The 25,575-nt window shown below is 72.0% G+C and carries 24 protein-coding genes; 18 read left to right on the forward strand and 6 right to left on the reverse strand.

Features of this window, described 5'->3' with window-relative positions; all coding sequences use genetic code 11:
* The first annotated feature begins 23 nt into the window (after positions 1 to 23).
* The 7 genes from hydA to ACFE7H_RS01905 all read left to right on the forward strand — a co-directional run bounded on the left by hydA (position 24) and on the right by ACFE7H_RS01905 (position 7,803).
* Entirely contained in the window at positions 24 to 1,487 is a 1,464-nt protein-coding gene (gene hydA / locus ACFE7H_RS01875; RefSeq protein ID WP_375399491.1) for a dihydropyrimidinase, read from the forward strand.
* 186 nt (positions 1,488 to 1,673) lie between these two features.
* Positions 1,674 to 2,717, forward strand: coding sequence for a TIGR03842 family LLM class F420-dependent oxidoreductase (locus tag ACFE7H_RS01880; protein WP_375399492.1), 1,044 nt, complete (start codon positions 1,674 to 1,676; stop codon positions 2,715 to 2,717).
* Positions 2,714 to 3,598 (forward strand): ABC transporter permease, encoded by an 885-nt coding sequence (locus tag ACFE7H_RS01885; RefSeq protein ID WP_375399493.1) that lies wholly within the window; start codon positions 2,714 to 2,716, stop codon positions 3,596 to 3,598. The genes ACFE7H_RS01880 and ACFE7H_RS01885 overlap by 4 nt, the downstream gene beginning before the upstream one ends.
* Positions 3,595 to 4,410 (forward strand): ABC transporter ATP-binding protein, encoded by an 816-nt coding sequence (locus ACFE7H_RS01890; RefSeq protein ID WP_375399494.1) that lies wholly within the window; start codon positions 3,595 to 3,597, stop codon positions 4,408 to 4,410. Before ACFE7H_RS01885 ends, ACFE7H_RS01890 begins: the two co-directional genes overlap by 4 nt.
* Positions 4,407 to 5,171, forward strand: coding sequence for an ABC transporter permease (locus ACFE7H_RS01895; protein ID WP_375399495.1), 765 nt, complete (start codon positions 4,407 to 4,409; stop codon positions 5,169 to 5,171). The genes ACFE7H_RS01890 and ACFE7H_RS01895 overlap by 4 nt, the downstream gene beginning before the upstream one ends.
* A 71-nt stretch (positions 5,172 to 5,242) precedes the next feature.
* Positions 5,243 to 6,406, forward strand: coding sequence for an ABC transporter substrate-binding protein (locus ACFE7H_RS01900; RefSeq protein WP_375399496.1), 1,164 nt, complete (start codon positions 5,243 to 5,245; stop codon positions 6,404 to 6,406).
* 83 nt (positions 6,407 to 6,489) lie between these two features.
* The gene (locus tag ACFE7H_RS01905; RefSeq protein WP_375399497.1) at positions 6,490 to 7,803 is read left to right on the forward strand and encodes an aspartate aminotransferase family protein; all 1,314 of its coding nucleotides are present in this window, start codon (positions 6,490 to 6,492) and stop codon (positions 7,801 to 7,803) included.
* Positions 7,804 to 7,861: 58 nt separating this feature from the next.
* Here the strand turns inward: ACFE7H_RS01905 and ACFE7H_RS01910 are convergent, their stop codons facing one another.
* Complete coding sequence (locus tag ACFE7H_RS01910) at positions 7,862 to 8,383, reverse strand: AAA family ATPase (protein ID WP_375399498.1); 522 nt, start codon at positions 8,381 to 8,383, stop codon at positions 7,862 to 7,864.
* A 9-nt stretch (positions 8,384 to 8,392) separates the two neighbouring features.
* Here ACFE7H_RS01910 and ACFE7H_RS01915 point away from each other — a divergent pair, with 9 nt between their 5' ends.
* The 6 genes from ACFE7H_RS01915 (at position 8,393) to smc (ending at position 15,743) form a co-directional block, all read left to right on the forward strand.
* Entirely contained in the window at positions 8,393 to 9,043 is a 651-nt protein-coding gene (locus ACFE7H_RS01915; protein ID WP_375399499.1) for a DUF177 domain-containing protein, read from the forward strand.
* 40 nt (positions 9,044 to 9,083) lie between these two features.
* Positions 9,084 to 9,287 carry a 50S ribosomal protein L32 gene (rpmF, locus tag ACFE7H_RS01920; RefSeq protein ID WP_375399500.1) on the forward strand — a complete coding sequence of 68 codons (204 nt, stop codon included), beginning with the start codon at positions 9,084 to 9,086 and terminating at the stop codon, positions 9,285 to 9,287.
* 22 nt (positions 9,288 to 9,309) lie between these two features.
* Positions 9,310 to 10,023 (forward strand): ribonuclease III, encoded by a 714-nt coding sequence (rnc, locus tag ACFE7H_RS01925; protein ID WP_375399501.1) that lies wholly within the window; start codon positions 9,310 to 9,312, stop codon positions 10,021 to 10,023.
* A 12-nt stretch (positions 10,024 to 10,035) separates the two neighbouring features.
* Entirely contained in the window at positions 10,036 to 10,971 is a 936-nt protein-coding gene (gene mutM / locus ACFE7H_RS01930) for a bifunctional DNA-formamidopyrimidine glycosylase/DNA-(apurinic or apyrimidinic site) lyase (RefSeq protein ID WP_375399502.1), read from the forward strand.
* A gap of 136 nt (positions 10,972 to 11,107) precedes the next feature.
* Positions 11,108 to 12,187 carry an acyl-CoA dehydrogenase family protein gene (locus ACFE7H_RS01935; RefSeq protein WP_375399503.1) on the forward strand — a complete coding sequence of 360 codons (1,080 nt, stop codon included), beginning with the start codon at positions 11,108 to 11,110 and terminating at the stop codon, positions 12,185 to 12,187.
* 106 nt (positions 12,188 to 12,293) lie between these two features.
* Positions 12,294 to 15,743, forward strand: coding sequence for a chromosome segregation protein SMC (gene smc, locus ACFE7H_RS01940; RefSeq protein WP_375399504.1), 3,450 nt, complete (start codon positions 12,294 to 12,296; stop codon positions 15,741 to 15,743).
* A gap of 237 nt (positions 15,744 to 15,980) precedes the next feature.
* Here the strand turns inward: smc and ACFE7H_RS01945 are convergent, their stop codons facing one another.
* Positions 15,981 to 16,862: an NAD(P)-dependent oxidoreductase gene (locus ACFE7H_RS01945; RefSeq protein WP_375399505.1), complete on the reverse strand. Its 882-nt coding sequence runs from the start codon at positions 16,860 to 16,862 to the stop codon at positions 15,981 to 15,983.
* 124 nt (positions 16,863 to 16,986) lie between these two features.
* On the opposite strand from ACFE7H_RS01945, the gene ftsY reads away from it, so the two are divergent.
* Positions 16,987 to 17,865 carry a signal recognition particle-docking protein FtsY gene (ftsY, locus tag ACFE7H_RS01950; protein ID WP_375399506.1) on the forward strand — a complete coding sequence of 293 codons (879 nt, stop codon included), beginning with the start codon at positions 16,987 to 16,989 and terminating at the stop codon, positions 17,863 to 17,865.
* A gap of 119 nt (positions 17,866 to 17,984) precedes the next feature.
* Here the strand turns inward: ftsY and ACFE7H_RS01955 are convergent, their stop codons facing one another.
* The 4 genes from ACFE7H_RS01955 to ACFE7H_RS01970 all read right to left on the reverse strand — a co-directional run bounded on the left by ACFE7H_RS01955 (position 17,985) and on the right by ACFE7H_RS01970 (position 21,319).
* On the reverse strand, positions 17,985 to 18,500 hold the full coding sequence (locus tag ACFE7H_RS01955; protein WP_375399507.1) for a gamma carbonic anhydrase family protein: 516 nt from the start codon (positions 18,498 to 18,500) through the stop codon (positions 17,985 to 17,987).
* Positions 18,501 to 18,502: 2 nt separating this feature from the next.
* Positions 18,503 to 19,513, reverse strand: a complete 1,011-nt coding sequence (gene lipA, locus ACFE7H_RS01960; protein ID WP_375399691.1) for a lipoyl synthase — start codon at positions 19,511 to 19,513, stop codon at positions 18,503 to 18,505.
* Between the two features lie 26 nt (positions 19,514 to 19,539).
* A complete protein-coding gene (gene lipB / locus ACFE7H_RS01965) occupies positions 19,540 to 20,193 on the reverse strand; it encodes a lipoyl(octanoyl) transferase LipB (protein ID WP_375399508.1) in 654 nt (217 codons plus the stop codon).
* A 208-nt stretch (positions 20,194 to 20,401) separates the two neighbouring features.
* On the reverse strand, positions 20,402 to 21,319 hold the full coding sequence (locus ACFE7H_RS01970) for an aldo/keto reductase (protein WP_375399509.1): 918 nt from the start codon (positions 21,317 to 21,319) through the stop codon (positions 20,402 to 20,404).
* A gap of 74 nt (positions 21,320 to 21,393) precedes the next feature.
* On the opposite strand from ACFE7H_RS01970, the gene ffh reads away from it, so the two are divergent.
* The 4 genes from ffh (at position 21,394) to ACFE7H_RS01990 (ending at position 25,568) form a co-directional block, all read left to right on the forward strand.
* On the forward strand, positions 21,394 to 22,947 hold the full coding sequence (ffh, locus tag ACFE7H_RS01975) for a signal recognition particle protein (protein ID WP_375399510.1): 1,554 nt from the start codon (positions 21,394 to 21,396) through the stop codon (positions 22,945 to 22,947).
* A gap of 88 nt (positions 22,948 to 23,035) precedes the next feature.
* A complete protein-coding gene (locus ACFE7H_RS01980; protein ID WP_375399511.1) occupies positions 23,036 to 23,839 on the forward strand; it encodes an L-threonylcarbamoyladenylate synthase in 804 nt (267 codons plus the stop codon).
* A complete protein-coding gene (locus ACFE7H_RS01985; RefSeq protein WP_375399512.1) occupies positions 23,836 to 25,146 on the forward strand; it encodes an MraY family glycosyltransferase in 1,311 nt (436 codons plus the stop codon). The genes ACFE7H_RS01980 and ACFE7H_RS01985 overlap by 4 nt, the downstream gene beginning before the upstream one ends.
* The gene (locus ACFE7H_RS01990; RefSeq protein WP_375399513.1) at positions 25,143 to 25,568 is read left to right on the forward strand and encodes a hypothetical protein; all 426 of its coding nucleotides are present in this window, start codon (positions 25,143 to 25,145) and stop codon (positions 25,566 to 25,568) included. Before ACFE7H_RS01985 ends, ACFE7H_RS01990 begins: the two co-directional genes overlap by 4 nt.
* Positions 25,569 to 25,575: the final 7 nt, after the last annotated feature.

Below are 25,575 nucleotides of genomic sequence, written 5' to 3' on the forward strand. Positions count from 1 at the left end.
CACGGCGACCTGAGGCGAGCACCATGACGAAGACCCTGATCGTGAACGGCACGGTCGTGAACGCCACCGGCACGGCCGAGGCCGATGTGCTGATCGACGGCGAGACGATCGCCGCGGTCCTCGCACCCGGCTCGCAGCTGCTCGGGTTCGACCTGGCGGCCAACGTCGACACCGTGATCGACGCGGCGGGCAAGTACGTGATCCCCGGCGGCATCGACGCGCACACGCACATGCAGATGCCGTTCGGCGGCACCTTCGCCTCCGACACCTTCGAGACCGGCACCCGCGCCGCGGCGTGGGGCGGCACGACCTCGATCGTCGACTTCGTCGTGCAGTACGCGGGCGAGAACCCGCTCACGCAGTACGCGCTCTGGCACGAGAAGGCCGCCGGCAACTGCGCGATCGACTACGGCTTCCACCAGATCCTGTCCGACGTGCAGGACTCGTCGCTCACCGCGATGGACGAACTGGTCGAGGAGGGCGTGACCAGCTTCAAACTGTTCATGGCCTACAAGGGCGTGTTCCTGTCCGATGACGGTCAGATCCTGAAGGCCATGCAGCGGGCTGCGCAGAACGGCTCGACGATCATGATGCACGCCGAGAACGGCGGCATCATCGACGTGCTCGTGCAGCAGGAGCTGGCCCGGGGCAACACCTCGCCCTACTTCCACGGCATCACCCGGCCGTGGCAGGCGGAGGAGGAGGCCACGCACCGCGCGATCATGATCGCCGACATCACCGGCGCTCCCCTCTACGTGGTGCACGTCTCGGCCAAGCAGGCGGTGGAGCAGATCGCTGCCGCCCGCGACCGCGGAATGAACGTGTTCGGCGAGACGTGCCCCCAGTACCTCTACCTGTCGCTGGAGCAGCAGCTGGGCGCGACGAGTGCGCAGTGGGGCGACTTCGAGGGCGCCAAATGGGTCTGCTCCACGCCGTTGCGCTCCGCGCAGCAGGGCCATCAGCACCATATGTGGCAGGCGCTGCGGACCAACGACGTGCAGATGGTCTCCACCGACCACTGCCCGTTCTGCATGAAGGGACAGAAGGACATGGGTGTGGGCGATTTCAGCAAGATCCCGAACGGCATCGGGTCGGTGGAGCACCGGATGGACCTGCTCTACCAGGGCGTGGTCGACGGCAACATCTCGCTCGCCCGCTGGGTGGAGGTCACCTCCACGACCCCGGCGCGCATGTTCGGCATGTACGGCAGGAAGGGGGTCATCCAGCCCGGCGCCGACGGCGACGTCGTGATCTACGACCCCCAGGGCCACACTTCGATCGGCCTGCCGACCGATGCCGACGGCAACCCGACCGGCCGCAGTCACCACATGAACATGGACTACTCCGCGTGGGAGGGCTTCGAGATCGACGGGCACGTCGACACGGTGCTCTCCCGGGGCCGCGTGATCGTGGACGACGGCGAGTACCGCGGAGCGAAGGGCGACGGCCGCTTCATCAAGCGCGGCCTCTCGCAGTACCTCTTATGAGCGACTTCGTCGCGGAGCGATCCGGCTGCGACCGGCTTCGCCGGCCCCGCCCGGACGCGCTGCTGCGCCGCTCCCGCGGCTCCGCGGCAGGCGCTGGCGCGCCTGCAAGGGCGCGGCCGCATGAGCGGCCGGGGTGCTTCGCACCCATCCGGTCGACGTCGAATCACTTCGGAAGCGAGTAAGAAGATGGATTTCGGGGTAGTTCTGCAGACCAATCCGCCCGCATCGCGGACGGTGCACCTGGCGACGCTCGCCGAGCAGTTCGGCTTCAGCCACGTCTGGACCTTCGACTCCCACCTGCTGTGGCAGGAGCCGTACGTCATCCACTCAGCGATCCTGAACGCGACCAAGCGGGTGAAGGTCGGCCCCTTCGTCACGAATCCGGCGACCCGCGACTGGACCGTGACCGCCTCGGTGTTCGCGACGTTGAACGAGATGTACGGCAACCGCACCGTCTGCGGCATCGGCCGTGGCGATTCGTCGGTGCGGGTGACGAACGGCGAGCCGACCACGCTGAAGATCTTGCGCGAGTCGATCCAGGTCATCCGCGAGCTGGCGAACTCCCGCTCGGTGGAGTACAACGGTGCGACGCTGCGGTTCCCGTGGAGCGTCGGCAGCTCACTGGAGATGTGGGTGGCGGCGTACGGACCGCTCGCCCTGAAGCTGACCGGCGAGGTGGCGGACGGCTTCATCCTGCAGTTGGCCGACCCCGACATCACCGAGTGGATGATCGCGACCGTCCGCAGCGCCGCTGCGAATGTCGGCCGCAACCCCGACGACATCACCATCTGCGTCGCCGCGCCCGCCTATGTGACCGACGGGTCGGATGCCGGGCTGGCCCATGCGCGGGAGCAGTCGCGCTGGTTCGGCGGCATGGTCGGCAACCACGTCGCCGACATCGTCGCGAAATATGGAACGGGCTCGGCCGGCTCGAACCGCGCGGTGCCGCGGGCGCTGACCGACTACATCGCCGGCCGGGAGTCGTACGACTACAACGAGCACGGGCGCGCGGGCAACACGCATGCCGCGTTCGTTCCCGACGAGATCGTCGACCGCTTCTGCGTGCTCGGCTCACCCGCGGACCATGCCGACAAGCTGCAGCGCCTGCAGGCGCTGGGCGTCGACCAGTTCGCGATCTACCTGCAGCACGACAACAAGGAGGAGACCCTCCGCGCGTACGGCGAGACCATCATCCCCTTCCTCCGTGAGACGGTGACGGCCAAGTCGTGAACCGGTCGGGGGTGACCCGCTGGCGCCCCGTCGCGTTTGGCTTGGCGGGCGTCGTGCTGCTCGGCCTGCTGTGGGAGGCGTACAAGGCGATCGGTCCGGCGACCGGCGTGCTCGTCGGCGGCGTCCGCGTCCTGCCGCGCACCAACGACCTGGCGATGCCACATCTGGCGACGATCGCGTCACGGCTGCTGCAGCCGTCGCTCTCCGATCCGTCGTCGGCGCCCCTCTGGCTCGCCGTGGCGCGGGCGGCGGGATTCACGCTGGCGATCGCGGGCGTCAGCTGGGTAATCGGCGTGGTCGTCGGCCTGCTGCTGGCGATGCTGATGCAGCGGTTCCGCACCGCCGAGTCGGCGCTCTACCCCTGGGTGATCCTCAGCCAGACCGTGCCGCTGATCGCGCTCGCACCGCTGGTCAGCGGGCTGGGGGCGCAGGTGCGGTTCGGTCAGGTGGCGTGGCAGGACTGGATGTCGGTGGCCGTGATCGCCTCGTACCTGGCGTTCTTCCCGGTGGCGGTGGGGGCGCTCCGCGGACTCGCGTCGCCGGAGCGCGCGCACGTCGAACTGCTGCGAACCTATGCCGTCGGCTGGTGGGCCACGCTGATCCGGCTGCGCCTGCCCGCCAGCGTGCCCTACCTGCTGCCGGCTCTGCGGCTGGCAGCAGCGAACGCGGTCATCGGCACCGTGGTGGCGGAGGTCTCCATCGGCCTGCGCGGCGGTGTCGGCCGCATGATGCTGGAGTTCGCCACGGCCTCCAACGGCGATCCGGGCAAGCCGTGGGCGCCGATCCTCGCCGCGATCGTGATCGGTCTGCTCGCGGCGGGCCTCGTCGCCCTGCTCGGCCGGGCGCTGGCGAAGTACCGGCGCAGCGAGGTGCGCGCGTGAGCGCCGCCGTCACGGTGCAGGGGGTCGACAAGGTGTTCCCCGGCCGCTGCGCCGCGACCGGAACCGCGGCGCTGTCGGAGATCGACCTGACCGTGGATGCCGGCGAGTTCGTCTCACTGATCGGGCCGAGCGGCTGCGGCAAGAGCACGCTGCTGCGGCTGATCGCCGACCTCGACCAGCCCACGAGCGGCTCCGTGACCGTGGCGGGCAAGACAGCGCGCCAGGCGCGGATCGATCAGGAGTACGGCATCGCGTTCCAGCAGGCCGGCCTGCTGCCGTGGCGCACGGTCGCGCAGAACGTGGAGCTGCCCCTGCAGCTGCATCGCGCCGCGACCGCCGCGCGTCGCGCCCGGGTCGCGGAGCTGCTCGACCTGGTCGGCCTGAGCGAGTTCGCCGACCGGTACCCCGATCAGCTCTCCGGCGGCATGCAGCAGCGCGTCGCGATCGCCCGGTCGCTCGCGGAGCGGCCCGGCCTGCTGCTGATGGACGAGCCGTTCGGCGCCCTCGACGAGATGACGCGGGAGCGGATGCAGACCGAGCTCGTGCGCATCGCCGCCGAGACCGGGGCGGCGGTCGTCTTCGTGACGCACTCGATCCCCGAGGCGGTGTTCCTCTCCGACCGCGTGGTCGTGATGTCGCCGCGACCCGGCCGCATCCGTCGCATCGTGCCCGTCCGGCTGGGCGGGGAAGCACGGCGCAGCGACGATCTGCGCGAGGATGCTGCGTTCTTCGCCGCGGTCAGCGAGGTGCGGGAGGCGCTGCACGGCGTGCCGGTCGCAGCCGAGGCCGTTCGCGGAGTGGACGCCCGGTGAGAACCCTCCGCGCCACGGTGCTCGCGCCCGTGTTGTTCGGGATCGCGGTCCTCGTGCTGTGGCAGCTCGCGGTCGTCGTGTTCGACATCAAGCCGTTCGTGCTGCCGAGCCCCCTGCGCATCGGCGGGCTGTTCGTGCAGGATGCGGGCGTCGTCGCCGCCGGCATGCTCGTCACGGGGACCAACGCGCTCATCGGATTCGTCGTGGGTTCGATCGTGGGCGTGGTCGCCGCGGTCGTGTCCGCGCTGCTGCGGGTGCTCGACCAGCTGTCGCAGCCGATCGTCACGGCCGCCTCCGTCGTGCCGCTCGTGGCGCTCGGGCCGGTGCTCTACACGATGTACGGCGCGGGAGCCGAGACCGCCCGACAGCTGATCGCCGCGCTGGCGGTATTCGTGCCCGTGTACCTGAACACGCTGCGCGGCCTGCGGCAGGTGCGGCCTGTGCATCGCGACCTGATGCGGGCGTACAACGCGACCGGCTGGCAGGCGACGCGTGCGGTGACGCTCCCCGGCGCGCTGCCGTACCTGTTCACCGGACTGCGGATCGGCTCCTCGCTGGCCGTCATCTCGGCGCTGGTCGCGGAGTACTTCGGTGGCCCCGTCGACGGGCTCGCCACCGCGATCACCTCGGCCGCCGCCTACAGCAACTTCACCCTCGCCTACGCCTTCGTCCTCGGCGCGATCCTGCTCGGCCTGATCTTCTACGGCTGCACGCTCGCCGCCGAGAAGGCGGCCTCCCGGCACACGCCCGCACCCTCCTGACCCGCCCTGCGGATCCGCCGCCCCGTTCCACCGACACACGCACCACCCGTCCACCACGAGAGGCAGCACTCATGAAGCATCGCTCCACCCGGTCCATCGTCCTCGGGGTGGCGGCATCCGCCGCCGTCCTCGTGCTCACTGCCTGTAGCAGCGGCAGCACGCCCGCGCCCGGGAGCAGCGCATCCGGAGGCGGCGCATCCGCCGCCCCCGCCAAGGTCACCCTGCAGTTGCAGTGGGTGCCGCAGGCGCAGTTCGCCGGCTACTACGCCGCGCTCTCGCAGGGCTACTACAAGAAGGAGGGCCTGGATGTCACGATCAAGCCCGCCGGTACCGACACCGTGCCGATCCAGTCGGTCGCCAAGGGGCAGGCGGACTACGCCATCTCGTGGGTGCCCAAGGTGCTGGGCTCCATCGAGCAGGGCGTGAACGTGACCGACGTCGCGCAGATCTACGAGCGCTCCGGCACGACGCAGATCTCGATGAAGGACAAGGGCATCACCTCCGTCGCGGACCTGGCCGGCAAGAAGGTCGGCAGCTGGGGCTTCGGCAACCAGTGGGAGCTGTTCGCCGGCATGCAGAAGGCCGGCATCAACACGACCAGCGGCATCAAGCTGGTGCAGCAGGCGTTCGACATGAAGGGGTTCCTGGCCGGCGACATCGACGCGGCGCAGGCGATGACCTACAACGAGTACGCGCAGGTGCTGGAGTCGACGAACCCGAAGACCGGCAAGCTGTTCCAGCCGAGCGACTTGAACGTCATCAACTGGAACCAGGACGGCACCGCGATGCTGCAGGACGCGATCTGGGCGGATGCGACCAAGCTGCAGGACACGGCGTACCAGCAGCAGACGATCAAGTTCATCAAGGCCTCCATCGAGGGCTGGGTGTACGCCCGGGACAACCCCGAGAAGGCGGCGGCGATCGTCACCGCAGCCGGCTCGACCCTGGGCGCCAGCCACCAGCTGTGGCAGACCAATGAGGTGAACAAGCTCATCTGGCCGTCCACCGACGGCGTTGGCGTGATCCGCAAGTCGCAGTGGGACCAGACGGTGAAGATCGCCGAGGCGACGAAGGACAACACGGGCGCCACGATCATCACCAAGGCGCCGCCGGCGACCGCATACTCGAACACGTATGTGGACGAGGCGCTTAAGCAGCTGAAGGCCGAGGGCGTGGACGTGATGGGTGCGAGCTTCAAGCCCATAACGGTGACGCTGAAGGCGGGCGGCAAGTAGCACGGGCGGGCGGGGCGCGGGCCTATCGGTCCGTCGCCCCGCCCCTCCGCCTGCCTCGCCTCGAATTTGGAAGGATCGAGCCCATGACGATGCTGGATGCGGATCAGGCGAGCACGCTCGACCTCGACCGCCAGGTGTTCCATTCCTGGAGCGCGCAGGGGACGCCGACCGCCTTCGCCGTCGAGCGCGCCAGCGGCTGCGACGTCTGGGACGAGGACGGCACCCACTACCTGGATTTCTCCAGCCAGCTGGTCAACACGAACATCGGCCACACGCATCCCCGGGTCGTCGAGGCGATCCAGCGGCAGGCCGCCGTGCTGCCCACCGTGGCGCCCAGCACCGCCAACCGCACCCGCGGACTGGCGGCCGAGCGCGTCCTGGCCGTGGCGGGAGAGCCGTTCAGCAAGGTCTTCTTCACCAACGGCGGCGCGGACGCGAACGAGAACGCGATCCGCCTGGCCCGCCTGACCACCGGCCGCACCAAGGTGCTGTCGACATACCGCTCGTACCACGGCAACACCGGTGCGGCGATCGCGGCGACCGGCGACTGGCGACGCGTCCCGAACGAATACGCGTCTGGGCATGTGCACTTCTTCGGGCCGTTCGCCTACCGCAGCGAGTTCTGGTCCGACAGCGCCAAGCAGGAGTCGGAGCGGGCGCTGCAGCACCTGGAGCGCGTCGTGCAGGCGGAGGGGCCGGCCTCGATCGCGGCACTGCTGCTCGAGACCGTGCCCGGTACCGCGGGCGTGCTGGTGCCGCCGCCCGGCTACCTGGCGGGCGTGCGGGCGATCTGTGACCGGTGGGGCATCCTGCTGATCCTCGACGAGGTGATGAGCGGCTTCGGCCGCACCGGCGACTGGTTCGCCTTCCAGAACGAGCAGATCAACCCGACGGGCGTCGTGCCGGACCTCGTCACCTTCGCCAAGGGCGTCAACTCCGGCTACGTGCCCGCGGGCGGCGTGCTGATCCCGCCCGCGATCGCCGGCGAGTTCGACACCCGTGTCTTCCCCGGCGGCCTCACCTACTCCGGCCATCCCCTCGCCATGGCCGCGATCGTCGCGACGATCGACGCGATGCAGGACGAGGGCATCGTCGAGAACGCGGCGCACATCGGCCGCGACGTGCTCGGTCCCGCCCTGCACGCCCTCGCCGAGCGCCATCCCGTGATCGGCGAGGTGCGCGGCCTCGGCGTCTTCTGGGCCCTCGACCTGGTGACCGATCGCGCCACCCGCCAGCCGGTGCCGGTCGCCGACATCGTCGCGCTGAAATCACGCCTGCTCGCCTCCGGCCTGCTGCCCTTCTCCGCGGACAACCGCATCCACGTCGTGCCGCCCTGCATCGTCACCGAGCAGCAGGTGGCCCACGCGATCGACCTCTACGACGCCGCCCTGCCCTGACGTTCTCGCTCTGACCGCCGTTCCGGTCCGGCCACAGTCGGGTTCGGCTCGGCTGGCTCTACCAGCTGGCTGCTGAGCGCACGCGCTGCGCGAGCACGACGGGGGACTCGTCGGAGGCGTCCAGCACTACGTCGTCGAGGTCCGCCTGGTCGAGTATCGCCGCGAGTTCGAGCGTGCGGGCGAGGTGCCGGCGCCGCCCCTCCGGGTCGTCGGCGTGCCGGGCGGCCAGGCGTGCGGCGGCCACCTCCGGCCGAACGGTGAGCCGGCAGACGAGCAGACCGTCGGTACCGAGCGCCGCGCGGTATCGGGGCAACTCCACCGCGGACTCGATCACGCCCGCGAGGACGAGGCGAGTCGCGCCCGCGTGCCGGTAGTTGCGGGCCAGGTCGCGCAGGTTCTCCAGTTCGAGTTCATGCTGGAAGGGATCGCCGACGGGGGAGGGGCGCAGGCCCCGCGCGCCGTCGATGTCGACGATCGCATGCGTGCCGCTCGTGGAGGTGGTCAACAGTGCACTGACCGCCTCCGCGACCGTCGTCTTCCCGGCGCCGACCGTGCCGTTCAGGAACACCGCGTCGATCACCGCTTCAGCGTGGCAGAGCGGCAGGTGCTCGAGGTGTCGTCGTGGCGGAAGCACGCGCAGGAGAAGGTGCACAGCCGCGTAAAATCGTCCGCCGTGACGAAGAGCCACCCGTACATCGTGAACGTCCGCGATCTGGTGCACCGACCCGGTGAGCTGCGGGACCGGCGCATCGACCTGGACGCACCCGAGCATCTGGGCGAGGGCATGGTCGCGGTGCGGGAGCTCGAGCCCCTGCGCATCGACCTGCGCCTGGAGTCGCTGCACGAGGGCATCCTCGCCACGGGGGACATCGTGACGGAGGCGCATGGCGAGTGCGCGCGGTGCCTGAAGCCGGTCACGGTGCCGGTCGAAGTCGAGTTCGCCGAGCTTTTCGCGTATCCTGCCGACGAACCGTTCGACTACGAGTTGCACGGCGACCAGCTCGATCTCGAGCCGGTCGTGCGCGACGCGGTCGTCCTCTCGCTCCCGTTCCAGCCGGAATGCGCCGACGGATGCGACGAGGTCGAGTTGCGGCCCGGCATCACACTGGTCACCGACGAGGCGCCCGCCGAACCCGATGCGCGCTGGGCCGCCCTACAGAGCCTCCGGTTCGACGAGGCCGCACGAGTCGAGGCCGCACGAGTCGAGTCGGACGCGTCGGCCCCGGGCCGCACCGCCTAGAACCTGTAAGACGCAGCGAACCGTAGAAAGAGAGACCACCATGGCCGTTCCGAAGCGCAGGCAGTCGCGCGCCAACACGCACGCCCGCCGTTCGCAGTGGAAGGCGCAGTTGCCGACGCTCGTCAAGACGATCGAGGGCGGCAAGGTCGTCTACTCCCTGCCGCACCGTGCCAAGGTCGTCGAGGGATCCGACGGCACCCCCCTCTACCTGGAGTACAAGGGTCGCCGCGTCGCCGACGTCTGATCCGCAGGTCGGACGCGAGCCGGTGTCGGAGGACGGGGCGCCGCCCGCCGACCTCGACGCGCTGCTCTCCGCATTCGCGATCGACATCCGACGCGACCTGCTGGAACTCGCCCTGACGCATCGCTCGTACGCCTACGAGCACGAGGTCGCCGACAACGAGCGTCTCGAGTTCCTCGGCGACTCCGTGCTCGGCCGTGCAGCAACGGCCATGCTCTACGCGCGGTACCCGGACGAGGACGAGGGGTCGCTCGCCAAGCGGCGCTCGTCGCTGGTCTCCACGGTCGCCCTGGCGCAGATCGCCCGCGCCGCCGGGCTGGGCGCGTATGTGCGCCTGGGCCGCGGCGAGGAGCGCACCGGCGGACGCGACAAGTCCTCCATCCTCGCCGACACGGTGGAAGCCCTGATCGGCGCCGCCTTCCTCTCGGTCGGCAGCGAGCAGGCGGAGGCACTGGTGCTGCGGCTGATCGCGCCCCTCGCCGACGATCCCTCGCGGTTCGGCGCGGCCAGCGATCCGAAGACCGCCCTGCAGGAACTCGCTGCGCACCGTGGCGCACCCGCGCCGGTCTACACGATCGAGGCCAGCGGACCCGATCACGCCCGTACCTTCCGCGCCACGGTCGCCGTCGGCGACCTGGTCAGCGCCGAGGGCGAGGGCACCGCGAAGAAGCAGGCCGAGCTGGCCGCGGCACTGGCGGCGGTCCGGCAGCTGACGGCGCCCGCCGCCACCCGCGCCTGAGACCGGCCGCGCGTGCCCGAACTACCCGAGGTCGAGGTGGTCCGCGCCGGCCTGGAGCCGGTCGTCACCGGCGCCGCCATCACCGGCGTCGAGGTGATCGAGCCGCGCTCCCTGCGCCGACACGACGGGGACGTGGCCGACTTCGAGTCGCGGCTGATCGGCCGACGCATCCGCGCCGCGGTCCGGCGCGGCAAGTTCCTGTGGCTGCCGCTGGAGCCCCAGCACGGCCTGCCGCCGGTCGCGGTGCTGGCCCACCTGGGCATGAGCGGGCAGCTGCTGCTGCGGGATCAGGAGGCGCCCGCCGACCGGCTGCTCCGGGTACGGATGACGCTGGACAGCCCGGCACACGGTGCGCTCGCCGTCGCCTTCGTCGACCAGCGCATCTTCGGCTCGCTCGCGATCGATCCGCTGCTGCCGACGCGCGACGGCGCGCCCGGGGGTCGCGGCGACCCCGCACCGCTCGTACCGGCCCAGGTCGCGCACATCGCGCGTGATCCGCTGGACCCTGCCTTCGAGGACGAGCGGTTCCGGCGAGCACTCATCGCCAAGCGCACAGGCATCAAGCGGGCCCTGCTCGACCAGACCCTGATCAGCGGCATCGGCAACATCTACGCCGACGAGGCGCTCTGGGCGGCGCAACTGCATTACGACCGGCCGACCGCCCGCCTGACGAAGCCCGTGGTCGTCCGGCTGCTGGCGGAGCTGCGGCACGTGCTGGAGCGCGCCCTGGCCGACGGCGGCACCAGCTTCGACGCCCAGTACGTGAACGTGAACGGCGCCTCCGGCTACTTCTCCCAGCGCCTGAACGCCTACGGGCGGCAGGGCGAGCCGTGCCCCCGCTGCGGCACTCCGATCGTGCGCGAGTCCTTCATGAACCGCTCCAGCCACTTCTGCCCGGTCTGCCAGCGCCGCGCCCGCCGTGCCCGCTCGGCCGGCCCTGCCGCCTGACCCGCGTGAGACGCCGTCTGCCCTGATTCGAGTCATTCGCCCCTGCGCGCGCACGGGCAGGCGACGCGGATCTCGGCAGACGCGGGCGTACCGCGACGTGGAGCGCGGGCGGGCGCACGGCTGGCAGCATGGGGGTGTGGTGCAGGAGGTCGTGGTGCTGGAGGGCGTCGGGCAGAGGAGCGTGGGGCAGGATCGGGCGGGGGTGCCGCTGATCCTCGACCGGGCCCGCCGCTTCGCCGACGCGTACCTGTTCCCCGCGGCGTCGGCGATCGACGCGATGGAGACGGCGCCGGAGCAGCAATTGCGGGCGATGGCCGACCAGGGGTTCTTCGGCCTCGGGGCGGCCGGGGTGAGCGCCGCCGCGATGCGCGAGGTGGTCGCAGCCTTCGCCGGGGGCAGCTTGGGTGTCGCCTTCCTGTGGCTGCAGCACCAGGGCGCGCTGGCCGCCGTCGCCCGCAGCACCGAGCCGGGGATCGCCGCCCGGTTCACCGCCGCCCTCGCCGCTCGGACTCTGCGAGCCGGTGTCGCCGTGACCGGGCTGCGGGGCCGGGACCCCCTCACCGCGCGCACCGCAGCCGGCGGCTGGACGCTGACCGGCACGCAGCCGTGGCTGAGCGGATGGGGCGGCGTCGACGTGGTGCTCGTGAATGCGCTCGCCGCGGACGATCGGGTGCTGAGCCTGCTGGTCGACGTGCCGTCGGCCGGCGAACCGCTCCCGGACAGCATTACTGCCACGTCGTTCGACCTCGTGGCCGCGCGCGCCAGCACGACCTCGACCGTGCGGTTCACCGACCACCCCGTTCCCACCGACCGCCTCGTCGCGACCACGACCCTGGCCGAGCTGCAGAGCCGGGACGGGCTCGGCCTCGCGCAGAACGGCGCACTCGCGCTCGGCGTCGCCGCGCGAGCGATCGCCCTGGCCGGCGCGCCGGCCGGCAGCGGAGCAGTGCAGGCGGAGCACGCGGCCGAGTTCGCGTCCGCGACATCGGCCCTCGGAACCGCCGACCCCGCGCTGCTGCCGGCGGCCCGGGCGACCGCCTCCGCCCTCGCAGTGCGTGCCGCAGCGACGCTCGCGGTCCGTGCCGGGGCGAGCGCGGCCGTCCGCGGCGGCGACGCCGAGCGCCTCAGCCGTGAGGCGCTCTTCCTGCTCGTGTTCGGCAGCCGTCCCGCGATCCGCGACGAGCTGCTCGTCCAGTTGGGCGCGCCACCCGCCTGAGCGGAGTATCCGGGCCGCCGCCGTGTCGGGCACGGGCGCGTCGGGCCCGCGCGGGAGGATCGCGTCAGTCGGCACCGCCCCCGGGCCGGGGAGGGTCCGCGCCCACGTGCATCTCAAGCGCCTGACGATGAAGGGCTTCAAGTCCTTCGCTCAGGCGACCTCGTTCGTCTTCGAGCCGGGGATCACCGCGATCGTCGGGCCGAACGGCTCGGGCAAGTCGAACGTCGTCGACGCGCTCGCGTGGGTCATGGGCGAGCAGGGCGCAAAGTCGCTGCGCGGCGGCACGATGGCCGACGTCATCTTCGCCGGCACCGCCACCAAGAGTCCGCTGGGCCGCGCCGAAGTAGCCCTGACCATCGACAACGCCGACGGCGCGCTGCCCATCGAGTACGCCGAGGTGACCGTCAGTCGCACCCTGTTCCGGTCCGGCGCCAGCGAGTACGCCATCAACGGCGAATCGTGCCGGCTGCTCGACGTGCAGGAGCTGCTCTCCGACTCCGGGCTCGGCCGCGAGATGCACGTGATCGTCGGGCAGGGCCGGCTGGATGCGGTGCTGCGGGCGACCCCGGAGGAGCGGCGCGGCTTCGTGGAGGAGGCCGCCGGCATCCTGAAGCACCGCCGCCGCAAGGAGCGCACCGAGCGCAAGCTGGAGTCGATGCAGGCCAACCTGACCCGCCTGTCCGACCTGGCCGGCGAGGTGCGGCGGCAGCTGAAACCGCTCGGCGCGCAGGCCGAGGTCGCCCGCGAGGCGGTCGGCATCCAGGCCGAGGTCCGTCACGTCCGGGCGTCGCTGGCCGCCGGCGACCTGATCCGCCTGCGGCGTGAGACTCGCGTGTTCGAGCACGAGCGGGCCACCGTCACCGGTGAGCGGCACGCCGAGGACGACGCAGTGCGCGGTGCCGCCCGTCGTGCGGCGCAGCTGGAGGCAGCCGAATCCACCGGCCGGCTGGATGCCGCGCGGCGGGCGGTGGTGGAGTTGGAGGGCGTCCGCGAACGGGTCCGTGGGCTGGCGCAGCTCGCCGCCAGCCGCCTCGCGCTGCTGGGCGGGGAGGAGGCGCGGCCCGCGCCCGCGGACGATGCTGCCGCCCGCGATCGCGAGGCGGCGATCGCGCTCGTGGCCGACTTGCAGCGGTCGGTCGGGCAGGCGGAGGCCGAGTCCTCCGACGCGCAGCAGGCGCTCGATCAGGCCCGCTCCCGGCTCGATCAGGTCGACGCGGCGCGCGCGGCTGCGGCTGCTGCCGGCGCCGCCGAGGACCGACGGCTCGCCGACCTGGCGATACGGGTGCGCAGCGCCGACGCGCGCGCGCTGGCGGCGGATTCGGAGGCCGAGCGCCGAGCCTCGGCGGCCCGAAGCGCCGAGGAGCGTGCTCGCACGGCACGCGCCCGGTTGGTCGCCCTGCCGCCGCCCGGGACCTCGGACGCCGAGGGCATCGACCTCGTCCGGCTGGAGGCGGCGGTGACCGCGGCGCTGACTGAGGCGGATCGGGCCCGTGACGAGGCGCACACGCTGCAGCGGGAGCACGACGCGCTGGTCGCCCGCGCCGGGGCACTCGAGTTGGCCGTCCGCCGGCCGAACGCCACCGCCGCGCTGCAGGCCGCGGGTACCGGCACTCGGCTCGACGAGTCCCTGACCGTCCGGCCGGGCTGGGAGGCGGCGGTCGCGGTCGCGCTCGGCCCGCTCACCGACGCCGCGCTCGTTTCCGACCGTGCGGCCGCGGTGGCGGTGGTCGACGCCGGCAGCGACCGCGCGATCGACCTGGTGATCGATGCCGCGGTCGCCGGGTCCGTCCCGTCCGGGCCGCCGGCCGCGGGCGTCCTGCCGGCGACCGCGGTGCTCGACGCGCCGCCCGGGGTGCTGGCCGTTCTGGCGCATGTCGGCTTCGTCCCCGACCGCGCCGCCGCGCTTGCGGCGCTGGACGACGCCCTCGCCGTCGACGCCCGCGCGGTGATCGTCACCCGGGCGGGCGAGGCGTTCTCGGCGACCGTCGTGCGTGCCACCGGCCGCGAGCGCAGCCGCATCGAGCTGGTCGCGCAGTACGAGCAGGCGCGCTCGGGCGCCGAGCAGGCGGCCGCCGGAGTGGCCGCCGCCGCCGCCCGCTCCGCCGCCGCGACGGCCGACCTGCAGACGGCGCGGCAGGCGATGGAGGCGGCGCGTACGGCCGTCCGATCGGCCGAGCAGACGGCGCGGCGCGCCGAGCAGGAGCGGGCCGGCGTGACCGCGCGCGCCGAGGCCGCCGAGGCCGAAGTCGAGCGCCTGCGGCAGCAGGCCGACGTCGCCTGCGCGACTGCAGCACGCGAGCGGGCCGCAGCGGAGCAGGTGACCGCGTTGCTGCGGGCAGCCCGAGCAGAACCGCGGCCGATGGTGCCGCAGCAGCAGCGCGAGCCGGCCGCCGCAGCGCTCGATGCGGCGCGGGAGCAGACCGTCCGCATGCGACTCGAGCTGGAGACGCTGCGGGAGCGCATCCGCGGCGAGCGCCGCCGCATCGACGACCTCGACGCGCGCATCGCCGCCGCCCGCCTGGCGGCCGAGGCGGCGGCCCGGCGCGCAGCGACCCGTCGCCTCCATCACCAGGCCGCGACCGCCGTGCTGCAGGAGATCCCCGAGCTGCAGGCCTCGGTGGACCGCTCCGTCGATGAGGCGCACCGTCAGTTGGACGAGTTGGAGCGCCGCCGGCAGCAGGAGTCCGTGGCCCTCACGGAGGCGCGCCGCGATGAGGCGATGCATCGGGGCCGGCTCGCCGCGCTGACCGAGCGGGAGCGCACGCTCGACATGCGCATCCACGAGCACCAGGTCGCCCGCGGCGGTCTGCTCGAGCGCGCGAGCGTCGAGCTGGCCCTCGGCGAGGCCGAACTGCTGGCCGAGTGCGGCGCCACCACCGACTCGGGCGACTGGGCGATCGAGCGCCCGCGCATGGAGCAGCGGCTGCGCGCCGCCGAGCGCCGCCTCGCGCAACTCGGTCGCATCAACCCCCTCGCGCTGGAGGAGTTCGCCGCGCTGGAGCAGCGTCACGCGTTCCTCACCGATCAGCTCGCCGACGCGGAGCGCACGCGACAGGATCTGCGCCGCATCATCGGCGACCTCGACGGCCGTATGGAGACGATCTTCGCGACGGCGTTCCAGGACGTGCAGGACGCCTTCGAGCGCGTCTTCCCGGTGCTCTTCCCCGGCGGCACCGGTCGGCTGACCCTGGAGGACGCCGCCGACTCGATCGCCCCGGGCATCGAGGTCGCCGTCCGGCCGGCCGGCAAGAAGATCGAGCGGATGTCGCTGCTCTCCGGCGGCGAGCGCTCGCTGGCGGCGGTCGCCTTCCTGATCGCGATCTTCACCGCGCGGCCCAGCCCGTTCTACATCCTGGACGAGGTGGAGGCGGCGCTCGACGACGCCAACCTGGGCCGGCTGCTCGACGTGGTGGGGTCGCTCCGCTCGGCCTCGCAGCTGATCCTGATCACCCACCAGAAGCGCACGATGGAGATCGCGGACGCCCTCTACGGCATCTCCATGCGGCAGGACGGCGTCTCGGCCGTGATCGGCCAGCGCCTGGCCGTCGCCGGCTGAGGCAGCCGCACGTCCCGGCGCGGGTGGCCGGGACGTGCGTGGGCTGTCGCTGGTTCTCGATCCCGTGATGTCACCGGGTGAGCGGGCTACCAGCAGTCAGGTAGCGGACGTACCCCGACCGTATAGGTGGGGTACGGGCGGCTGACAGCCCGCATTCGGGGATCACTCGTCAGGGGCCCCCGGGGCGACACCGGGGGCATCAAGTACCCCGAGAGATGGGCGCAGGGGCCGCGCGAATCAGGCGGGCTGGAAACTCGCGGCGACGGAGGCGATGTCCTCGCCGCCGTGCCCGGCCTGGCTCGCGGTGTCGAACGAGGCGAGCAGCGCATCGATCAGCGTGGTCGGCACGCCGACGCCGGCCGCGGCGTCGTGGATCAGCCGCAGGTCCTTCAGCAGGCCGTCCAGGGCGAACTGCGGCTCGAACGAGCCGGCGATGATCGCCTTCCCCTTCGCCTGCAGGTAGGGGGAGTCGGCGGCACCGCCCGAGATCGTCTGCAGGATCCGCTCCGGCGGCAGGCCGAGGGCCCGGGTCAGTTCGATCGCCTGCGCGGCGCCCGCGGTCAGTGTCGCGATCCACGAGTTGGCGACCAGCTTCAGGGCGCTCGCGCTGCCCGGTTCGGTCCCGAGGTCGACGGTCTTCGCGCCGATCGCGTCGAGCACCGGCGCGGCGGTGTGCTTCGCCGCCTCCGCACCCGAGACGAGCACGGTCAGCGAGCCGGCCTCCGCGGGCTGCTTCGTGCCGACGACCGGAGCGTCGACCAGCGTGATCCGGTGCTCGTGGGCGAACGCCGCGACGCGCGCCGTGCCGTCGGGTCCGATGGTGCTGGTCTGCAGCACGACCGCGTCGGCCGGCAGCGCATCGGCGACGTCCTGCAGCACCGCGAGCACCGCATCGACGTCGAACAGCATCAGCACCACGACGGCCGCCTCGCGCACGGCGTCGGCGGCGCTGTCGGCGACGGTCGCGCCGTCGTCCGCGAGCGGCTGCGCCTTGGCCGCCGACCGGTTCCAGACCGTCAGCGGCAGGCCGGCGCGCAGGATCGAATGCGCCATCCCGACCCCCATGGTGCCGGTGCCGAGCAGTGCGACGCGGACGGGTTCGGGATCGCTGTCGGCCATCGGGCTGTCCTTCCGTCGGCGGGGTCTGCGCCCAGCAGGCTAGGTCCGCGCGGCTGGGCGGCTGCTTACGGTTCCGTGGTCTTCGAAGCGGGGACCGTCCGCGCCGGCCGGTACCCTGAGGCCCGTGGCGGAACGGGCATCCTGGTCTCTCGGCGCGCGCCTGCGCGGGCTGTTCCAGGCGGCGCGCGAGATCGACGAGACCACCTGGGACGACCTGGAGGCGGCCCTGATCGGCGCCGACTTCGGGCCGGACGTCACCGAGACGGTCATCGACGATCTGCGCGCCAAGGTCGACCGCTACCGCACGACCGACCCGAAGGATCTGCAGCGCATGCTGCGGGAGTCCATCGAGGAGCGCCTGGCCGACTTCGATCCCACTCTGAAGCTGACCGAGCGGCCGGCCGTCGTGCTGATGGTGGGCGTGAACGGCGTCGGCAAGACGACGACCATCGGCAAGTTCGCCAAGTTCCTGCGCAACTACGACCGCACCGTCGTCGTCGGTGCCGCGGACACCTTCCGTGCCGCGGCGGTCGAGCAGGTCGCGACCTGGGCCGAGCGCGCCGGCGCCGACGTGGTTCGGCCGCAGCACCCGGGCCAGGACCCCGCCTCCGTCGCCTACCAGACGGTGGAGCAGGCCAAGCGGCTCGGCACCGAGATCGTGCTCATCGACACGGCCGGCCGCCTGCACACCAGGGGCGGCCTGATGGACGAGCTGGGCAAGATCAAGCGGGTCGTCGAGAAGCAGGCGCCGATCTCGGAGGTGCTGCTGGTACTCGACGCGACCACCGGCCAGAACGGCCTCGCGCAGGCGCAGGCGTTCATCGAGCACGCCGGAGTCACGGGGCTCGTCATCACCAAGCTCGACGGCTCCGCTCGCGGCGGCTTCGTGCTGCGGGTGCAGGACGAGACGGGCATCCCCATCAAGCTGATCGGCCAGGGCGAGCGCATCGGCGACCTGACGGGCTTCACCCCCCACGTCTTCGCCCAGGGCCTGGTGGCCTGAGCGCTGAAGCTGACCTCGCGCGTGCGTTCGGGACTCGCACATCGCGGCGCCGACAGGTGCGAGTCCCGATCCGGTGTGTGAGGGCGGTCGCCTACCGCGCCGGCTAGTACCCGCCGAGGTCAGTACTCGCCGAGGTAGGCGGCGGCCAGTTCGCGGTAGGCGACCGCGTTGCGGCGGATGCGCGTGAGGTCGCTCTCGCCGATCTCGCGCCGCACCTTCGCCGGCACGCCCGCCACGAGCGATCGGGGCGGGATCACCGTGCCCTCCAGCACCACCGCCCCGGCCGCGATGAGCGAGCCGGTGCCGATCGTGCTGCTCGAGAGCACCGTCGAGCCCATGCTGACCAGGCACTCGTCCTCCACCGTGCAGGCGTGCACCGTCGCGTTGTGTCCGACGCTCACGTCCGCCCCGATCAGGGCGGGCAAACCGGTATCGGTATGGACGACGACGTTGTCCTGCAGGTTGCTGCCGGCGCCCAGCACGATGCGGTCCATGTCGGCCCGCAGCACGGCTCCGAACATGATCACCGCGTTCTCGTGCACCGTCACGTCGCCGATCAGCACGGCCGTCTCGGCAAGGTAGGCGCTCGGATGCACCTGCGGCAGCCGGCCCTGGAAGGGCAGCAGTCGCGCCACGGCTAGACCGCCTGGGCGAAGCCGAGCGCGGAGTCGGCCAGGTGCTGCAGGGCCGGCGGTACCGTGCGGCCCTTCGCGGCCATCGACTGCGCCCAGAGGCGGCCGGCGCGGTACGACGAGCGCACCAGCGGGCCGGCCAGCACGCCGAGGAACCCGATCTCCTCCGCCGCGGTCTTCAGGTCCACGAACTCCGTGGGCGTCACCCAGCGGGCGACCGGCAGGTGCCGGGGCGTGGGCCGTAGGTACTGGGTCAGCGTGATGATCTCGCAGCCGGCGTCGTGCAGGTGTCCGAGCGCCTCCAGGATCTCGTTCGGCTCCTCGCCCATGCCGAGGATCAGGTTCGACTTGGTCACGAGTCCTGCGTCGCGGGCCTGCGTCAGCACGTTCAGCGAGCGGTCGTAGGCGAATGCGGGCCGGATGCGCTTGAAGAGCCGGGGGACCGTCTCCACGTTGTGGGCGAACACCTCGGGGCGGGAGGAGAACACCTCGCCCAGCAGGTCGGGGTTGCCGGAGAAGTCCGTCGCCAGGATCTCGACGCCGGTGCCCGGGTTCTGCCGGTGGATCTCGCGCACCGTCTCGGCGTGCAGCCAGGCGCCCTCGTCGGGCAGGTCGTCGCGGGCCACTCCGGTGACGGTCGCGTACCGCAACTGCATCGCGGCGACCGACTCCGCGACCCGGCGCGGTTCGTCGCGGTCGTAGTCGGCGGGCTTGCCGGTGTCGATCTGGCAGAAGTCGCAGCGGCGGGTGCACTGCGCCCCGCCGATCAGGAAGGTGGCCTCGCGGTCCTCCCAGCACTCGTAGATGTTGGGGCAGCCCGCCTCCTGGCACACCGTGTGCAGGCCCTCGCTCTTCACGAGCGACTGCAGCTCGGTGTACTCGGGACCCATGCTCGCCCGGGTGCGGATCCACTCCGGCTTGCGTTCGATGGGCACCGCCGAGTTGCGCTGCTCCAGGCGCAGCAGCTTGCGGCCCTGGACGTCGTGGGCCCGTTCCGCCTGCTGCTCCGGGGTCAGGCCGATCGAGGGCAGCGCGACGGCGCTCACGCCCGTACTCCCGCCGTCTGCGCGGTCCGAACGATCGCGTCGAAGCGGGCGGCGACGACATCCGCGGCCTGCTCGACCGTCGCGCGCCGGCCGGCGACCGCGGTCATGGTGGTCACGCCCGCGTCGCGGATGCCGCAGGCGACGATGTCGGCGTACGGCGCCAGATCGTTGTCGCAGTTCAACGCGAACCCGTGCATGGTCACACCCTCCTTGACGCGCAGTCCGATCGCGCCGATCTTCTCCCACGTCGCACCACTGCGCACCCACACTCCGGAGCGGCCCGCAACGCGCTCGCCGGCAACCCCGAAGGTCGCCGCGACCTCGATCATCAGCGCCTCCAGATCGCGAACGAACGCCAGCACGTCGTGGGGCTCGACAAGTCGCACGATCGGATAGCCCGTCAGCTGGCCAGGACCGTGCCAGGTGATCTTGCCGCCGCGGTCGGTATCGATCACGGGCGCACCGGTCGTCGGTCGCTCCGCCGGCAGCGTGCGCTTGCCGGCCGTGAACACCGGGTCGTGCTCGCAGAGCACCAGGGTGTCGCGCCGGACGCCGGTCACCACCTCGCGGTGGATGCGGCGTTGCAACTCCCAGCCGGCCAGGTAGTCCAGGGTGTTCGGCGCCAGGTGGTCCCGCAGCACGTCCGTCATCGCGCCGCCAGCCTATGCGCGCGCTCCGCCCGGCCCGTGCGTGGCGGCAGCAGTTCCACCCCGACTACGGAGTTCCACCCAACTACGGAGAATCCGGGCGACACGCCGAGTTCGAGTCCGGATCCTCCGTACTTGTGCGGGTCGCTCCGTAGTTGGAGTGGAGGAGGGACGGCAGTTGGAGTGGAGGAGGGTGGCGCCGCACGCGGAGTCAGCTGCGGGCGCCGAGCAGGTCGTCCAGGCGCTCCCGCTCGTCGGCTGCAAGATCGATGCCGACCGCCTCGTGCATCGCGTCCCATTCCGCCGCCGCGCGCGGCGCGACGATCGGCGCGGTCACCGCCGGATGCCCGGCCAGCCAGGCGAGCGCCAGGCCCTCGACCGAGACGTCGCGTTCCCGCGCCAGGTCGCGCAGCACCAGCAGCCGAGGCAGCGCCGGATCCGCATCGTCGCCGCGCGGCTCCCCGGCGGCGGCCGCCTCCTCGGCTGCGACCTCCGCCTCGACGTGCCGCCCCGTCAGCCGGCCGCCGGCGAACGGCGCGTGTGCCAGCACCCCCAGCCCTTCGCCGGTCGCCAGGGGCAGCAGGTCGCGCTCGTCCCGCAGCTCCAGCGCGTTCATCCGGTTCCGCACGAATCGCGGACCGGGCAGGCCGGCGCGCTCGGCGGCCACGAGCAGCGCCTCCAGCTGCCGCACGTCGACGCCCGCGGCTCCCCAGCCGAGCAGTGCGCCCCGCTCCACCGCGTCGGCGAGCGGAGTCAGCGACGCCTCCAGCGGCGTCTCGTCGTCGGCGCCGCGCAGCCAGGCCAGGTCGACTCGACCGAGACGGCGGATCGCAGCGGCCAGATCGTGCTCCAGCCGCTGCGGCGACAGATCGGATTCGCGAGCCGGTCCGGCCGCAGCGCCCACACCGGCGATCACGAGCGCGCCCTCCGGCTGGCGTTCGGCCAGCCACGTCGCTGCGGCGGTGTCGGCCTCGGCGGTCGCGTCGCGCACGTCGAGCGCGCGCACGCCCGCTTCCCATGCCTCGTTCAGCAGGTCCACGCCGGTCGCCACCGTCACTGGCGCGATCGCCGCCCCCGCGACGAAGCGGGTCACGGACAGTCCTGACGCGCCCAACTGCACCTGTTCCACGCCGCCACGCTACGCACACGACGGGGCTCGTGCCGCCGCGACGCCACTGTCCCGCCGGTAGAATCCTTGCCGTTATGGCGACCTTCGGCACGCTCTCCGACCGGCTCACCCAGGCGCTCGCGAACCTGCGCGGCAAGGGACGGCTCTCCGCCGCGGACGTCGACGGCACCGTGCGCGAGATCCGGCGCGCCCTGCTCGACGCCGACGTGAACCTGGAGGTGGTCAAGCGCTTCACCGGCACCGTGCGCGAGCGCGCCCTGGACGCCGACGTGAACAAGGCGCTGAATCCCGCCCAGCAGGTCGTGCAGATCGTCAACGAGGAACTGGTCGGCATCCTCGGCGGCCAGCAGCGCCGGCTCGAGTTCGCCAAGCAGCCGCCGACCGTCATCATGCTCGCCGGCCTGCAGGGCGCCGGCAAGACGACGCTCGCCGGCAAGCTGGCCCTCTGGCTCGAGAACGACGGCCACACCCCGCTGCTCGTCGCGTGCGACCTGCAGCGCCCGAACGCGGTGCAGCAGCTGCAGATCGTCGGCGAGCAGGCCGGCGCCGCCGTCTTCGCCCCCGAGCCGGGGAACGGAGTGGGCAACCCGGTGAGGGTCGCCAAGGACGCCATCAAGTACGCCCGCGACAAGCAGCACGACGTCGTGATCGTCGACACCGCCGGCCGTCTCGGCGTCGACACCGACCTGATGAAGCAGGCCGCCGACATCCGCAGGGCCGTCGATCCCGACGAGGTGCTCTTCGTCCTCGACGCGATGATCGGCCAGGATGCCGTCGCCACGGCCAAGGCGTTCCAGGAGGGCGTCGACTTCACGGGCGTCGTGCTCACCAAGCTGGACGGCGACGCCCGCGGTGGTGCGGCCCTCTCGGTGGCCGGCATGACCGGGCGTCCCATCATCTTCGCGTCCACCGGCGAGAAGCTGTCCGACTTCGAGCCCTTCCACCCGGATCGCATGGCCAGCCGGATCCTCGACCTCGGCGACATCCTGACCCTGATCGAGCAGGCCCAGCAGGCCTTCGACGAGGACGAGGCGGTCGAACTCGCGCAGAAGTTGGCGACCGCCACCTTCACGCTCGAGGACTTCCTGAAGCAGATGCAGCAGCTGCGCAACATGGGGTCGCTGAAGAAGATGATCGGCATGCTGCCCGGCGCCCGAGGCATGCGCGAGCAGCTGGAGAACTTCGACGAGCGCGAGATCGTGCGCACCGAGGCGATCATCCAGTCGATGACCAAGGGCGAGCGGCAGAACCCAAAGCTGTTGAACGGTTCCCGGCGCCTGCGCATCGCCCGCGGCTCCGGCATGACGGTCACGGACGTGAACCAGCTCGTCAGCCGGTTCGAGCAGGCCGCCAAGATGATGAAGACCGTCGCCCGCGGCGGCGTGCCCCAGGTGCCCGGAATGGGCCCGATCCCCGGCGGAGGGGGACGCGCGCGGCCGCAGCAGAAGAAGAAGGCCGGCTCCCGATCGGGCAACCCCGCCAAGCGCGCCGCCGAGAATGCGGCGCTGGCCGAGGGCCGCGCAGCCGGCCCGCAGACCGCCGGCGGCGCCGGCTTCGGGCTGACCGGGGGGCGCGGCGCCCCCAGCCAGGACGACCTGGCGGCCATGCAGAAGCTGCTCGGCCGCTGATCGCGCCGCACATCCGCCCGTCGACCGCGCAAGCCGACCCGGAGCGGTGGGTCCGGTCCGTGGACGGCGACCAGCCATGATGGACGACATGGCAACGGTGGTGGACTGCGCCGACCCGGTCGCCCTGCTACCGGGCATGCGCGCCGCGCGCACCGCGCTCGCGCATGGCGAGCTGGTGGTCGTCCCCACCGACACGGTCTACGGGATCGCCGCCGACGCGTTCGATGCGGGTGCCGTGCAGCGGCTGCTCGACGCGAAGGGCCGCGGCCGTCAAGCGCCGCCTCCGGTGCTCGTGCCCACCAGGGCGACCCTGGATGCGCTGGCCGAGGTCGTCCCGCCCTCGATCACCGTGCTCGCCGACGCCTTCTGGCCTGGCCCGCTGACCATCGTGCTGCCGGCCCGAAGCTCGCTCGCCTGGGACCTCGGCGAGACCGGCGGCACCGTCGCCCTGCGCATGCCCAACCAGCGGATCGTGCTGGAGCTGCTGGCCGAGACGGGACCGCTGGCGGTCTCGTCCGCGAATCTGACCGGGCAGCCTGCCGCCACGAACGTCGAGGAGGCACACGCCCAGCTGGGCGAGTCGGTGAAGGTGTATCTGGACGGCGGAGCCACGCCCGGGCCGGAACCGTCGACCATCGTCGACGCCACGGCGCTCGCGGACGGCACCGGGCCCCTGCGCATCCTGCGGGTGGGCGTGATCAGCGAGGCGCAGTTGCGCGACGCGTCGCCGGAGGCGTTCCAAGCGCTGGTCGTCGAGCCCGCCGTCGAGGACGTCGCCGACGAGCCCGAGCCGTCGACCGAGGAGCCCGTTACCGACGAGCCTCCCGCCGCCCGGCCCGCGCCCGCACCCACCGACTCCGCGCCCCCCGAATCCGCGGAGCCGCGCCCGTGATCGTCACCCTGCTGATAGCGGCCGTCGCAGCCGCCGTCACGTTCGTCCTCTCCGTCGTGCTGCGCCGCGTCGGGGTGCGCTACCGGCTGTACCCGGCGGCCATCCGCAGTCGGGACGTGCACACGACGCCCACGCCGCGGCTCGGCGGGATCGCGATGTTCGCCGGGATACTCGCGGCGATCGGCGTCGCCAGCCTGCTCCCGTACTTCTCGCGCGTCTTCGCCGCGAACGGCGGCAGGCAGATCCTGGCGGTGCTGCTGGCGGCCCTGCTGATCGTGGTGATCGGCGTGCTCGACGACTTTTTCGATCTGGACTGGTCCACCAAGCTGATCGGCCAGGTGCTCGCCGCGGGCCTGCTCGCCTGGCTCGGCGGCCTGCAGATCGTGTCGCTGCCGATCGGGGGCGGCGCCGGATCCACGATCGCCGTCGGGTCCACCTGGACGTCGCTCGCGATCACGCTCATCGCCACCGTCGCGGTGATGAACGCGATGAACTTCATCGACGGCCTGGACGGCCTGGTCGCCGGGATCGCCGTCATCGCGAACGGCGCGTTCTTCCTGTACAGCTACCTGCTGATCCGCGAGGTGTCGCCGACCAATTACTTCAACCTGGCGTCGCTGCTGTCGGCGATCGTCTTCGGCGCGTGCCTCGGCTTCCTGCCGCTCAACTGGCATCCCGCCAAGCTGTTCATGGGCGACGCCGGAGCGCTGCTGGTCGGCCTGCTGATGGCCGTGTCCGCGATCAGCGTCACCGGGCAGATCGATCCGGCCGAGTTCGAGCACGCCCATGGACAGGCTCAGCTCGCGCCGGCGTTCCTGCCGATCCTGCTGCCGTTCGCCGTGTTCATCGTGCCCATGCTCGACTTCAGCCTGGCGGTCATCCGGCGGCTGGCGGCCGGCAAGAGCCCGTTCAGCGCAGACCGCAAGCACCTGCACCACCGACTGCTCGACATGGGTCATACCCGCTTCCACGCCGTGCTGATCTTCTATGCGTGGAGCGCGACCATCTCGGTCGGCTCGCTGCTGTTCTTCGTCGCCAAGCCCTACTGGTGGGCGTGGGTGTTCATCGGCGCGGGACTGATCGTCTGCACGATCGCGACCCTGGCACCGCTCAGCCACCGCAAGCGGGGCGAATACCACTCCCAGTCCCGGCCGGTCACCAACACGACCGTCGAGATCGCCGTGCTCGATCCGCTCGACCGGGCCGGCAGGCACGCGGCGACGGGAGAGACGCCCACGGTTCCGACGATGGGCGAGTCGAGCCCGGCCCCCGCGGCCTTCGTGCCACGTCGGGAGCGCACCCCGTGAGCGACGGCTTCGACACGGCGAACAGCGTGTTGCGGCGGGCGCTCATCGGCGGGGGCATTGTGACGCTCGCCATCGGGATCGTTGCGGGCGGCATCGGGCTCGCCGTCGCCGGCGTGGGCGGGCTCGTGTCCGGGCTCGTCGGCGCGGTCTTCGCGCTGGTCTTCCTCGGCGTCACCGCGGTCGGCCTGCTGTTCACCGGGCCGCTGCTCGGGGGCTCCAACCCCGTCGCCGGCATGGTCGTGCTGCTCGGCGGATTCGTGATCAAGGTGGCCCTCTTCATCGCCGCGGTGCTGCTGCTGCGCGACCAGCCGTGGGTGCAGCCGACGGTGCTCTTCCTCTCCCTGGTCGTCGCCGTGCTCGCCTTCCTGATCCTCGACGCCGTCGTCGTCGCGCGGGCCCGCATCCCGGTCGGCGCGCGGTAGTCGCCCG

This window comes from uncultured Amnibacterium sp., from assembly GCF_964250715.1.
Classification (GTDB): domain Bacteria; phylum Actinomycetota; class Actinomycetes; order Actinomycetales; family Microbacteriaceae; genus Amnibacterium.

Excerpts from the sequence above, each read along its gene's own strand:
- hydA (WP_375399491.1), top strand. The coding sequence starts at position 24 with ATGACGAAGACCCTGATCGTGAACGGCACGGTCGTGAACGCCACCGGC.
- ACFE7H_RS01880 (WP_375399492.1), top strand. The coding sequence starts at position 1,674 with ATGGATTTCGGGGTAGTTCTGCAGACCAATCCGCCCGCATCGCGGACG.
- ACFE7H_RS01900 (WP_375399496.1), top strand. The coding sequence starts at position 5,243 with ATGAAGCATCGCTCCACCCGGTCCATCGTCCTCGGGGTGGCGGCATCC.
- ACFE7H_RS01905 (WP_375399497.1), top strand. The coding sequence starts at position 6,490 with ATGACGATGCTGGATGCGGATCAGGCGAGCACGCTCGACCTCGACCGC.
- rpmF (WP_375399500.1), top strand. The coding sequence starts at position 9,084 with ATGGCCGTTCCGAAGCGCAGGCAGTCGCGCGCCAACACGCACGCCCGC.
- ACFE7H_RS01945 (WP_375399505.1), bottom strand. The coding sequence starts at position 16,862 with ATGGCCGACAGCGATCCCGAACCCGTCCGCGTCGCACTGCTCGGCACC.
- lipB (WP_375399508.1), bottom strand. The coding sequence starts at position 20,193 with ATGACGGACGTGCTGCGGGACCACCTGGCGCCGAACACCCTGGACTAC.
- ffh (WP_375399510.1), top strand. The coding sequence starts at position 21,394 with ATGGCGACCTTCGGCACGCTCTCCGACCGGCTCACCCAGGCGCTCGCG.
- ACFE7H_RS01980 (WP_375399511.1), top strand. The coding sequence starts at position 23,036 with ATGGCAACGGTGGTGGACTGCGCCGACCCGGTCGCCCTGCTACCGGGC.